The following is a 13,242-nucleotide window of genomic DNA, read 5'->3' as shown; positions in this document are numbered from 1 at the left end:
ATATTTCATCAGAAAAACCACTTAAAGGCATAAAGTCACCTTGCTATCACCCCAACAGCAATGGAATAATGCGTAGCCACCATCAGTTTTTTAATTCTGAATGGCGAAGTTAAACGTTTGTTCTTTGTTTGATTGCACAAAAACGCAGCAATGGCGTAAGACGTACTGGGGAATCAAATAATTAGCGGGCTACGGGTAGCAGCTTACTGGAATTGGATCAAATCCGCTTCATTCATATTTGCAGATTATTCCTAGAAAAGAGTGCTGTTTTTTAAGTGAAAATTCAGGCTCGCCGAAAATATGCGTCTCTATACAAACGACAACCGGGAGGTTGGCGGATTTGTAAAAGACACGAGACCATCGGTTATCAGTAGCTCATCTATATTTGCCCGTGGCTCTATAACTAATGTAAAAATAATGAGTAAGTTACAATGAAAAGAATGCTAATCAACGCAACTCAGCAAGAAGAGTTGCGTGTTGCTCTGGTTGACGGGCAACGCCTTTATGATTTGGATATCGAGAGTCCAGGACACGAGCAAAAAAAAGCAAACATCTACAAAGGTAAAATCACCCGAATTGAACCTAGTTTGGAAGCCGCTTTTGTTGACTATGGTGCTGAACGGCATGGTTTCCTTCCTATTAAAGAAATAGCCCGCGAATACTTCCCCAGCAACTATCACCCTCACGGTCGACCTAATATCAAAGATGTTCTCAGGGAAGGCCAGGAAGTTATCGTTCAAGTCGATAAAGAAGAGCGTGGCAATAAAGGGGCTGCATTAACCACGTTTATCAGCCTGGCAGGCAGTTATCTGGTACTCATGCCTAATAACCCTCGTGCCGGCGGTATTTCCCGCCGTATCGAAGGAGATGACCGCACAGAGCTGAAAGAAGCCCTGGCCTCTTTAGAAGTACCGGAAGGAATGGGACTGATTGTCCGCACTGCTGGCGTCGGTAAATCCGCAGAAGCCCTGCAATGGGACTTATCCTTCCGCCTCAAACACTGGGAAGCGATCAAAAAAGCCGCTGAAAACCGTTCCGCTCCATTCTTAATCCATCAGGAAAGCAACGTCATCGTCCGTGCTTTCCGTGACTATCTGCGCCCGGATATCGGTGAGATTTTAATCGATAATCCCAAAATTCTCGATCTGGCACAGCAGCATATCACTGCGCTTGGCCGCCCGGATTTCACCAGCAAAATTAAACTGTACAGCGGCGAAGTCCCTCTGTTCAGCCATTATCAGATTGAATCCCAAATTGAATCTGCGTTTCAACGTGAAGTTCGCCTGCCATCAGGTGGGGCTGTCGTTATTGATACCACAGAAGCATTAACCGCGATTGATATCAACTCTTCCCGTGCAACACGCGGGGGTGATATCGAAGAAACAGCGTTTAATACCAACCTTGAAGCCGCAGATGAAATTGCCCGTCAGTTACGCCTGCGTGACCTTGGTGGCCTGATTGTTATCGACTTTATCGATATGACACCCGTACGCCATCAACGTGAAGTGGAAAACCGTTTACGTGATGCTGTCCGTCAGGATCGCGCCCGTATTCAGATTGGCCGTATCTCCCGCTTTGGTCTGCTGGAAATGTCCCGTCAGCGTCTGAGTCCATCGCTGGGTGAATCCAGCCATCATGTTTGTCCGCGTTGCAGTGGCACAGGAACTATCCGTGATAATGAATCCCTGTCACTGTCCATTTTACGTCTGATTGAAGAAGAAGCGCTGAAAGAGAACACGCATCAAGTACATGCCATTGTTCCAGTACAAATCGCTTCATATTTGCTAAACGAAAAACGCCAGGCGGTCAGTGCAATTGAACGCCGTCAGGGGGATGTTGGCGTGGTGATCGTTCCTAACGATCAAATGCAGACACCGCACTTCTCTGTTTTGCGCGTGCGTAAAGGTGAAGAAGTTTCTACACTGAGTTATCTGCTTCCTCAGCTTCATGAAACTGGAATGGTCAATCCTCAAGAAGATGTCCAACCTGAACGTAAACGACCTGAGCAGCCCGCTATTTCTGCTTTTGCCTTACCAACCGATGCGCCGGCACAACAGCCATCACATAAAGCAAAAGAGAAAAAGCCTAACCACCCTACTCAGGTTAAAACGGAACAACCTGGCCTCTTAAGTCGCATTTTTACTGCTTTGAAAAAAATGTTCAGCGCAGAAGAAGAAAAGCCAGTACAGAAAAAAGACAATAAATCGTCTGGTCATGATAACCGGCGCACTTCTGAACGACGCAATCAGCGCCGCCAGAATCCACGCAAAGATCGTGATGATAATAATCCACGTGATGAGCAACGTAGTAACCGAGACCGAGACGAACAACGGAAAAACCGTCATACACAGCAGAAAAATGGTGCTCAAGATAACAACGCGACGATAGATATCGCTGCTCGCGAAACCCAACAACAGCAACGTCGTGAGCAACGTGCAGAACGTCAACGCCGTCGTCAGGAAGAAAAACGCCAGCAGCAACTTGAAACTCAGAAACCAGAAGTCGTTGAAAGTGAGGTTGAAGAACGTCTGCCGGTTATACCACGCCGCCAACGTCGTCAGCTTGAGCAAAAAATTCGCATCACAGATGAAGTGAAAGAAACAACAGCGATCACTTCACTGCCCGCACCGGTTGTTACGGAAGAACAATTACCAGTGCCGGCTGACATGCAAATAGAAACAGTTCAGCCACAACAACAGACTGAAAATAAAGAGCAACAAGACAATGTGATGCCACGCCGCTCTCGTCGCTCACCTCGCCATCTGCGTGTCAGTGGTCAACGCCGCCGCCGTTACCGCGATGAGAGAAATCTGCCTCAATCACCGGTACCGTTATCGCTGGCTGTTGTATCACCGGAAATGGCTTCCGGCAAAGTTTGGGTTCGCTATCCGGTAGTTCCGGTTTCCACAGAAATTCCTGAGGAAATTTCTGTTGTCGAACAACAAAATGAGGTACTGCCAATAATAGCAGAAACAGCACCTGCGATAATCGTTGTAGCTGAATCTGAACCAACCATAACTGAATCGCCGAAGGTAGCAGAAGTATCGGAAGTTTATCCGGATGAAATTAAACCTGAAGCAGCCATTGCAGAAGAAAATGATGTTGTTCTGCAACAAACTGAATCAGTACAACAAGAGCTGTCAGTTATTGAATCTGTCGCGGTAACACCAGTTACGCCTGAATTTGAACAGCAACCAAAAATAGAAGAAGTTGTTGTTTCTGAAGAAATTGCAGAAGTGGTTACTGGTGAAGAGAGTAAAGATGAAACAGTTACACAACCTGTTGCTATAGTCAAAATTCATCATGCTTACGCGCCGATGACCAAAGCATCCGCTCCAGAGATGATCGAACAATCTATTGTTATCAACGAATGGCAACGCCCTTCTTCTTATTTCGAAGGGAAAGGGGGCGCTGGAGGTCATTCAGCCACTAACGCAGCCACTTCCCCAATGGTTAAACCGCGGTCTTTTGAATAACAATATCATTTAATATTAGCAAAATGGCTCTTTTTTAGGGGCCATTTTTTTACCACTGCCCCCACGAAAATACTTGTCATTAATTTCATTCCATCTGTATGATGATTTAAAATTAAGCAATTCATCATCCTATTGACTCATTATTATTTGATCTGGAGTACAACTTATGAAACCGTGGCTTATTTTTGGTGCAGGTAGCGGGATTGGACGCCATTTAGTCACTATCGCACTGCAACAAAAACGTCCCATAACTGCACTTATCCGCAATTCTCAGCAGGCTTCTGAGCTCAGCGCCTTGGGTGTCAAAGTGATACATGGTGATGCCTGTGATGCTATGAATGTCGAAGAAGCAGTATTAAATGCCGGTTCAGAAGCAATTGTGTTTTCTACTATTGGTGGAGTTGATTCAGATCTCTTCGGTAATATGACCATCATTGATACTCTTGAGAAAACCGAAATAACACGCATGTTACTGGTTACATCAATAGGTTGTGGAGAAGGTTGGAAAACCCTGTCACCTAGGGCTAAATCACTATTTGGTCAATCTGTCCGACGCAAATCAATGGCAGAAAGCTACCTTCAGACTAGCTTTCTGAATTACACAATTATTCGCCCAGGCGGATTAACAGATAAACCAGGAACAGGCCATTGCCAACGATATCAGAATGACATTCATGGTGTCGTCAGCCGCAAAGATGTTGCGCATCAACTGGCAATAATGGCAGAAGAAGAATCTTCATATCAGCAGATTTATGCCTTGGTTGATCCAGAACTTAAACCTGATTGGCCTGTTGCGTAATCGCTAAGGATAACCACGCATTCATGCGTGGTTATCTGACGATATTACTTGGGTTCACCCATTGTTTTCAGTTTCTTAGACAATTCACGGCGCTCTTTGGAAAACTCTGCAATTTTAATGATGTGTTCATCTATACGGTCTTCATAATCACTACGCATGTTCATAATGATGCTTTGAATATCCTCAATTGACATACCCGGCTTGATGTATTCACTCAAGTTATCAAGCAATAAAACACGCTTCTGGTTGTCACGTATTTTCTTTTCGTTATCCACGATCTCGCGCTGTAACTTATTCTTACGACGAAACATACGCACAAACTCCAACACATTGTGGAATGACGGTTTATTTACGTTATCCATTTTCATACCTTTCTCTAACCCAAACATACAAATTATCCAATCTGAACATACAATACAGTGTGACTGCTCCTCGCCGTAAACGGCGAGGCTTCCCACTTCTCAGGCCGCAACCGTTGGTGCAACGGATTTACGCAGGCCTCCATGAGCAGAGACGACGTGTCCCGCCGCCTGTAATTCAACTATCCCTTTTTGCCGGATGTTGATAGCCGCATTGATGTCACGGTCATGTTCTACCGCGCATTCAGGGCATTGCCAGCACCGTTTATGCATCCGACATCTTGTCACCACAACAATGACACCTTCTGGAACTGGCGTACCACTGATCGAGTTTCACCACATAAACGCCTTTTTGTTCCGCTTTGTATTCCAGCCTGCTGATGAAACTATGCCAGCCTGCATCCCCGATGGCACGGGCAATTCTATGATTTTTCATCATGTTTGCCGTTTTCAGCGTCTCCACAATGATCGCTTGGTTTTCGTCAATCAGTGTACGGGAAAGCTTATGCTGAAAATCGGCTCTGGCGTTGGCTACGTGTTCATGGCACTTGGCTACCTGTAACCGCGCTTTCGCCCGGTTAGCACTTCCTTTTTTCTTTCGGGATAAGGCTTTTTGTTTCCGCCGCAGATTGCGGCTGTTGCGGTTCAAAAAGCGGGGATTCGCGATTTTTTCACCCGTGGATTTAATGACAAAGTGCGACAAGCCCATATCCAGACCGATGATGCCCGTTATCAGGCGGGGTTTTGCTGGGACTTCCTGACCATCATCACAAAGAATCGCGGCAGAGTATTTACCCGTCGCACTACGTGTCATGGTGATACTTGATACCTTGCCGATGATTTCCCGATGGATAACGGCTTTAATCGGCGTCATTTTTGGCAACTGGATAGCGTCTGTGAGTATCTTACCATTAGGGTGATAACTGGATTGTTTGCCATGCTTGCTTTTAAAGCGGGGGAATTTTGCCCGTTTTTGGAAGAAATTTTGAAACGCCCTGTCCAGATTAATGACCGACTGCTGTAAGGCTTGAGAATCATAGTCTTTTAGCCAGTGATAACGGCGAGATTTTTTCGCTTCCGCCAGTAACGGCTTTAAGTCGCGTTTCGGATTTAACGATAATCCGTGGCGCTGGTACATGTGGCGGCTGATATGGAGCGCTTTGTTAAAGACGCAGCGCACTGCACCGAACTGGGCATTCAGAAATTCAGCCTGTTCAACAGTGGGATAGAGGCAGACTTTAATGGCTCTTTTCATGATAACCGCTCATTGATAGCATTCTATCATTCTAGGGATTTTCAGAGCGCATTTCAAATGAGTGCGCACAATGATGAATGAAAAAATTATCTACGTCGGCGACACAGTGTCAGCAGGTTAGTTGTCCATTTAATCTTTACAACAACGTATCGTCGTCAGCTCCTCGATGGAACGATGATCCAACAAATCCGAGAGGCTTTTTTATCCGCAGCCAAACGGCTTGAGATTGAGATACTGGAAATGGACGGAGAAGCTGATCACGTTCACGTATTGGTGGCTTATCCACCCAAATTGGCAATCAGTGTACTGGTTAATAATTTAAAATCAGTCAGCAGCCGCCATGTCAGAATTTTAAATACGCATTTATCTCGTCAGTCAAAAACCAGTGCACTATGGTCACGTTCTTATTTTGCATGTAGTGCAGGTAGCGCACCGATTGAAACGTTGAAAACCTATGTCAGATCGCAGGAAACCCCTGGTTAGCTCCCCCTTATATCCTGTCTCTTGATCAGATCTCCAAATCAACTGATTTAGCCAGCAAATAGCCGTCTATCAGGGTTTGCAGCCGAAACCAACCTTCCCAAAGTCGTTCCCATCCGACTCGACCCGTGCGTTTGGAATCGTACCAGCCGGCCAGTTTTCCCAGATTGATGAAGGCCCAATGCAAGCTCGGGGCTTTTTTCGGCACACGGCATTTTTCTTGTTTTGACCACAGTAATTTCCACGCCAGGGGGCTTAATACTGTCTCACAGCTCTCTTTCTCTGCTTCTTCTTTGTTCAGACCCTTAAAACGCAGCTGGTGTATCCGTACCGCAATAAAGGCCAGCAGCACTATCATCCGCTCCAGATTATCTTTGCTTTGCATACGCAGCGCTTCTACCTGCGTGCCGCCCGTTTTCCACGCTTTGTGAAATTCTTCTATCAGCCAGCGGCGCTCGTAATAACTGAATATTTTATGGGCGTCTTCCTGACTGTTGACGGGTTCGGCGGTCAGAAGATGCCAGCAAAGCCCATCCTCCGGACCTTTTTCGTAGCAACCGACATAAAATATCCGCACCGCTTCACCGCTTTTTCCTTCGGGGATTTTCAACGTCACTTCGGCATAACGGATATCACAATGCGCGACACGCGCCTGACGCCCGCCTTTCTGTCTGATCTGAACTAATCGTTCTCCAGCACTCTGTAACTGGCTGATAAAGTCATAAAGTTTATCCTGACTTTCCTCAATACGCCGGTTTTGCATCGAACGGATGACGAAACGGTGTTTTTGGCTCGTTTTATAACGCAGATATTCAATGATATCGGCTTCACGGTCACAGACAGAAATCACGTTGGCCATCTGCTCCCCTAACCGGCTGTCGACGGCTTGTGAGGCCCGTTCCCACTTATAACTCTCTTTCCCTTCATAAGGGCGTGTGTCGCGTTGTCGGCTTTTGCCATAATCACTGACATCTCGACACCAGCGCTGTTGCTCTATCAACCCCACGACCTGTTGTTCTTCAGGCGCAAATAACAACACCGAGTGTACCTGCATGCCCCGGGATTTTTCCGTCGAGGTGGTATAGCCGAGTTCATCGGCGACCGACGCGTGGGAAAATGACAGGGTTGTCGTGTCTTCCAGCGCTAACAGGCAACGATAACGTTGAGCGTGAGCGACGGTGGCGGTAAATCCGGCTTCGGCGATGGCCTGAGGCGCAATGGCGGAATTTCGGGTCAGTCGGTAGGCCGCTTCAACATCGGCAGGAGAGTCAAGAGATTGCACGAGCGATTGTCCTATATGGTTAGCCAACGAACAGGCTACTTTCACCAGGCGGTTGGTACGGCGTTTATCACCTAATTCCGCATGTTGAAACGTGTCATTTGCCCATTGTTCAGCGCAGGTTGAAAACATAAAGATTACCTCAAGTCGTGTTTGTTATTGAGATCAATCTATGAGGAAAAAGTTCAATAACGAGGGGGCAGGTTAAAATATTTGTGTAGGAAAGACAGCTTATATCGCCGCCCGATTGGGCGACGGTTTACGGGGCAATTGCTAAAGCCATTAATAGACAAGTCAGTTTCCGTTCTTTATTGATTTTAATTGATTACAGCAACCGGTTAGCTTCGTATTCTCCGCTGAAAAATTTAGCAAGCTGATTAGTCGAAAACAACAGATCAATATAGATGAATAACAAATAGTCAATCTTTCACGGGTAGAAACACACGTTTTTTCTTCCCTGCCCTCTTCAATTTCTTACCACAGTTAGATCCGAAGCTCGATGTTTGTTAAGCATTATAATCGCTACAATGGCCTAAAAACGGAATTATATCTCTATCAGATAAAAGACTTATATGTGATAATCATTCTTATCCTATTTTAGGAAAATTAAATGGAAAACTATAAAATCAATCTTATTTTACCTGAAAATAGAAACACTGAATTAATTATCAAAAAAAACAATAAAACAAAAGAAATTAATTACATGTAACACTATTAACACCTTAGATAATAAATATCTTGTATAACCTAAACCATCACAATAAATGTAATTTCCAGAAAATTAACTTTAATAAAAACATGCAACAATAACAGGAATTATTATTAGTTTATTAGTTTATTAGTTTATTAGTTTATTAGTTTATTAGTTTATTAGTTTATTAGTTTATTAGTTTATTAGTTTATTAGTTTATTAGTTTATTAGTTTATTAGTTTATTAGTTTATTAGTTTATTAGTTTATTAGTTTATTAGTTTATTAGTTTATTATTTAAATATACCTCAGAAATGACTATATTTGTGATACTCATCTTAATAAGAAAATAAAAAATTTCTTATTACTGAAACAGTATTAAAATTGACGAAAATATGACGAACATTAGACTAGGTTAGGTGATGAAAAAAATCCCTTTTGATTTAGATGGTTACGAAATCTCTTATGGCTACGCCCGTAGAACAAAAATTCCGATTATAAAAATAACCCATCCCAATAACGGGATTTCTATTAGGCCATTCTATAGTGTCAATAGAGAAAATTTGCTTGAAAGAATCCAATATGAGACTGGTTTAAAAGATCAATATCTTGAGCGTATTAATGAGCATTTTCAAGAAATTAATTACCCTTAAAAAACCAGATATAACAATAGCTTACATCCTTCTATTTTAGTGCCTTGGAAATTACCAAGGTACTGCATATCAGTTTATTCTGTTTAATATTTTATTTACTGATGAATCCATTTGTAATTAGTTGGTAAAAGATCTGACCTGATATAAGATAGTAGGTAATAATATCCCCCAATATTTCTATCGCTTATATCCTTATTAAAACTTACTGAAATAATCTACATTTTTCTTTTATTTTTTCTGTTATATAGTAAAAAAAAGCAGAAAGCGCCAAGCATGTACCTGAAACTATCGCATATTGATATCGATTTTCTGATGTTGACATCAAGGTAAAATAAACTAAGCCCATGACTGAAAATACACTCACTGCACCAATTATCCCTTGAATTATATGCATCACGATTTTCATCAATATACTTATTATTTTCATGATCATTTGTCTAATCCTACAGAGAATTCACTAAATAAGTCTCAATTTTCTCCATCCTATTACAATGCCCTGATATATGGCTTAATTTTACTCCCAATCAAAAAAAGCTACTTTCTTGCCTTAACTTCATATATAAGGCCGTATTTTAACCTAATAAAAAATCATATAATTCTTATATAGGATAAACGCCAAAATATACTTTATATATAAATCAGAACCTAATGAAATAATCTACATTTTTCTTTTATTTTTTCTGTGATGTAGTAAAAAAAAACAGAAAACGCCAAGCATGTACCTGCAACTATCGCATACTGATATCGATTCTCCAACGTTGACATCAGTGTAAAATAGACTAAGAGCCTATCCCAAAAGGAATTGTCATATTGTATAATATTCTAGAACGGATAATTTCTGAAGGTATAGAGAGTATGGCAAACAACAAATGGCGGCTCAGTGATGAACTTTGGGGAAAAATGGCGCCACTTATTCCCGAACATAAAACTCAGCATCCGCTGGGCACACATCGTAAACGTGTTGATAACCGCGCCACTATGGATGCCATCTTCTTTGTGCTCAGAACGGGCTGCCAATGGAACGCCCTGAATGCAACAGGAATATGCTCGTCAAGTTCGGCTCACCGTCGTTTTCAGGAATGGCGTGACGCCGGCGTTTTTGAACGCTTCTGGCAAAACGGTTTACTGGCCTGCAAGCATCTCGCGATCATCGACTGGTCGTGGTTATCACTGGATGGCTGCATGACCAAATCCCCTTTAGCGGGGACAAAAAAACAGGTCGTAACCCCACGGACCGGGGGAAACAAGGCGTAAAACGCAGTCTCATGACCGAGGCTAACGGGCTTCCTCTTTCACTCGTTGTTGCCGCGGCAAACACGCACGATATCAAATTGGTTGCAGATACGCTTGATGCACTTCAGACAGGCAAGCCCGGTAAAAAGGTCAGGCTGTGTCTGGATAAGGGATATGATGCTGAATGGCTGAGAGGCTATCTACAGAGTCGGCACTACGAGCCGCACATCCAGTCTCGCAAGGAAGAATCAGATGCCTGCCAGAATACGGACTTTAAAGCTCAAAGATGGGTTGTCGAGAGGACGCATAGCTGGATGAATCGCTTTCGCCGGATACTGATCCGATGGGAAAAGAAGGTCGAAAACTATGAAGCTATGTTACATTTTGCGTGCGGGATTATAGTTTGGAACAAAACCCTATTGGGATAGGCTCTAATACTACAGCCGTACTTACTTTTTTCAACAGAAAAGACACTCATAGAAAAGCTTAATTCATGCGGTTTCTCAGAGTTGTGAGCATCAAGGAAAATGCAACTTTCTGGTATCTACGGCTGTAGTACTAAGCCCATGACTGAAAATACACACAGAGTTCCAATTACCGCCTGCACTATATGCACTACAGTATTCATCAATATTCTGACTATCTTCATTTATCTAGTCCTGTGGAGAATTCATCAAAGACTTCATTAAATAAACCTCGATTTTCGTCATACACTTCCAATGCTCTAACATATGGAGCCATTTTACTCTCAACCAAAAAATAGAGTAAATCTAAGTTACCCTCTCGCCTTAACTGCATATATAAGGCTGGATTTGTTTGAGCTAACCCCCTAGAAGTATATATCGCCCTAGATACTGACGCCCCAACCCCCAAGGTCGCAGTAAATGTTGCAGATCCTCCAAGTTTTGTGAACCATTTTGTACCAAAAAAAGTACCAAGGCTCCCCCTAACCTTTCGTTATCATCCAAGCTTTTTGCTAATAAAGGAGAAGCTTTATCAATAGGTTTAGTGATAATTACCGGATGATGTGAAACATTTTGTTTGCGAGTCATAAGGTGTTGCAGGCTATAGATGAAGATCTTATCCTCGTGCCCATTTTGCGCTTTGATACCTATTGAGTCTCTTCTGCCACAACCAGCAGAAATTAACCCTTGGTTTTGACCTTTAACTGTTAAATAAATTAAATTTGACATATTCACCTCATTTATCTTTTCAATACTTCAATGCATATTGCAGTAGGCAGATCAATATTGTCAAGGATAAATGGTCTAAAAACATACAACCATTTATTCCAAGCCCCAAAAATGTTAATAACTGACATCCCATTGTGGCGCAGAAAGTAGGAAGATATGGATATGATATTGCAATTGCATGGATTCTCTAAGATAGTAAGTAACGGCTACCCACATTATTTGGACAAAATATAATTTCTTATCTAAAAAGCAGAAAAAACAAATAATTAATAACCTTGGACATTGAACAACAGTGAAAAACAGCAGCGAACAACCCACTTTCTACATTCACGACTACGAAACTTTCGGTAAACACCCAGCATTAGACAGACCCGCTCAGTTTGCCGGTGTCCGCACTGATATGGATTTCAAGATTATTGAAGAACCATTAGTTATTTACTGTTCACCTGCTGATGATTATCTCCCTCAGCCAGAAGCGGTCATGATCACGGGAATTACGCCTCAGATTGCCTTGGAAAAAGGCGTCAACGAAGCGGAATTTGCCCGCCAAATCCATAATGCGTTCAGTGTGCCGAATAGCTGTATTCTCGGTTATAACAATATCCGGTTTGATGATGAAGTTAGCCGGAATATTTTTTACCGCAATTTTTATGATCCCTACGCTTATAGCTGGCAAAAAAGCAATTCCCGTTGGGATTTACTTGATGTATTACGCGCCTGTTATGCCCTGCGGCCTGAAGGTATTATTTGGCCGGAGAATGAGGATGGTCTGCCCAGCTTTAAACTGGAGCATCTGACGAAGGCAAACGGCGTTGAACATTCACATGCCCACGATGCAATGTCCGATGTTTACGCCACGATTGCAATCGCAAAATTGCTTAAAGAAGCTCAACCTAAAATGTTCAATTATTTCTTTCAGTTAAGAAATAAGCAGAAAGTCAGCAATCTCATTGATATTCCTCAAATGAAACCCTTGGTTCATGTTTCCGGTATGTTTGGCGCTGCCCGTAGTAATATCAGCCTGGTTGCGCCTCTCGCATGGCACCCAATAAACCAGAATGCCGTTATCATGTGCGATTTGGCGGGAGATATTTCACCCTTGCTGGAATTAGATGCCGATGCTTTGCGTGAACGCCTATATACCCGCCATGATGAATTGCTGCCCGATCAACCACCAGCCCCCATCAAACTGATTCATATTAATAAGTGTCCGATAATCGCCCCTGATAATACTTTGCGTACAGAAGATGCTGAACGTCTTGGTTTGGATCGTAGTCATTGTGAGAGAAATCTGACGATTCTGCGAAATAATCCACAAATCAGAGAAAAAGTTGTAGAACTCTTTGCTGAGGCCGAACCTTTCCCTGAATCAGATGATGTTGACGCTCAACTGTATAATGGCTTCTTTAGTGATGCAGATAAAACAGCGATGAATATTATCCGTGAAACATTACCTCAGAATTTGCCTGCGTTGGATCTGACTTTTCAGGATCCGCGGATTAAAAAGCTGTTATTACGTTATCGAGCCAGAAACTACCCTGCAACTCTGACTTACGATGAACAACAAAGCTGGTTGCGTCATCGCCAAGATGTATTAACTCAGGACAAGCTCAGTGAATATATCTTTATCATTGAACAACTCTTTATTGAACACCAAGGCAACGACGAAAAATGCCGTCAACTTAAAGCACTAATGGAATATGCAGCGAAACTGGCTGGATAATTAGGTGAATAGCGGACAAGCACAGAATGGCGAGTTATATATACTCGCCTTTCTTTCTAACAAGATAATGTTCATCCATCCTGACAAATTTAAACTTTCTTAG

7 protein-coding genes and 3 pseudogenes are annotated in these 13,242 nt (G+C 42.8%); 6 read left to right on the top strand and 4 right to left on the bottom strand.

Annotated elements, in window-relative coordinates; genetic code table 11:
- Positions 1-431 precede the first annotated feature (431 nt).
- On the top strand, positions 432-3,476 hold the full coding sequence (rne, locus tag VY86_RS17105; RefSeq protein WP_046975838.1) for a ribonuclease E: 3,045 nt from the start codon (positions 432-434) through the stop codon (positions 3,474-3,476).
- A 166-nt stretch (positions 3,477-3,642) separates the two neighbouring features.
- Complete coding sequence (locus tag VY86_RS17100) at positions 3,643-4,275, top strand: SDR family oxidoreductase (RefSeq protein ID WP_046975837.1); 633 nt, start codon at positions 3,643-3,645, stop codon at positions 4,273-4,275.
- Positions 4,276-4,319: 44 nt separating this feature from the next.
- Here VY86_RS17100 and tmaR read toward each other — a convergent pair whose 3' ends face one another.
- Both tmaR and VY86_RS17085 read right to left on the bottom strand, forming a co-directional pair.
- Positions 4,320-4,637, bottom strand: coding sequence for a PTS system regulator TmaR (gene tmaR / locus VY86_RS17095; RefSeq protein ID WP_046976943.1), 318 nt, complete (start codon positions 4,635-4,637; stop codon positions 4,320-4,322).
- A 99-nt stretch (positions 4,638-4,736) separates the two neighbouring features.
- Positions 4,737-5,889 (bottom strand): annotated as a pseudogene (locus VY86_RS17085) (RNA-guided endonuclease TnpB family protein).
- 57 nt (positions 5,890-5,946) lie between these two features.
- On the opposite strand from VY86_RS17085, the pseudogene tnpA reads away from it, so the two are divergent.
- A pseudogene (gene tnpA, locus VY86_RS17080) lies at positions 5,947-6,372 on the top strand (IS200/IS605 family transposase).
- Positions 6,373-6,397: 25 nt separating this feature from the next.
- On the opposite strand, the gene VY86_RS17075 reads toward tnpA, so the two are convergent.
- The gene (locus VY86_RS17075; RefSeq protein ID WP_046975836.1) at positions 6,398-7,780 is read right to left on the bottom strand and encodes an IS4 family transposase; all 1,383 of its coding nucleotides are present in this window, start codon (positions 7,778-7,780) and stop codon (positions 6,398-6,400) included.
- A 979-nt stretch (positions 7,781-8,759) separates the two neighbouring features.
- Here VY86_RS17075 and VY86_RS17070 point away from each other — a divergent pair.
- Positions 8,760-8,990, top strand: a complete 231-nt coding sequence (locus VY86_RS17070) for a hypothetical protein (protein WP_046975835.1) — start codon at positions 8,760-8,762, stop codon at positions 8,988-8,990.
- Positions 8,991-9,845: 855 nt separating this feature from the next.
- Positions 9,846-10,651, top strand: a pseudogene (locus tag VY86_RS24235) (IS5 family transposase).
- Between the two features lie 393 nt (positions 10,652-11,044).
- Here VY86_RS24235 and tssD read toward each other — a convergent pair.
- Positions 11,045-11,416 (bottom strand): type VI secretion system tube protein TssD, encoded by a 372-nt coding sequence (gene tssD / locus VY86_RS17045; RefSeq protein WP_082111255.1) that lies wholly within the window; start codon positions 11,414-11,416, stop codon positions 11,045-11,047.
- Between the two features lie 292 nt (positions 11,417-11,708).
- Here tssD and sbcB point away from each other — a divergent pair, with 292 nt between their 5' ends.
- Entirely contained in the window at positions 11,709-13,139 is a 1,431-nt protein-coding gene (gene sbcB, locus VY86_RS17040) for an exodeoxyribonuclease I (RefSeq protein ID WP_046975833.1), read from the top strand.
- Positions 13,140-13,242 lie beyond the last annotated feature (103 nt).

The sequence above is a fragment of the Photorhabdus thracensis genome (assembly GCF_001010285.1).
GTDB classification, from domain to species: Bacteria; Pseudomonadota; Gammaproteobacteria; order Enterobacterales; family Enterobacteriaceae; genus Photorhabdus; species Photorhabdus temperata.
Note: the sequence above shows the minus strand (reverse complement) of the source record. Positions and strands in the feature narration are given on the sequence as shown.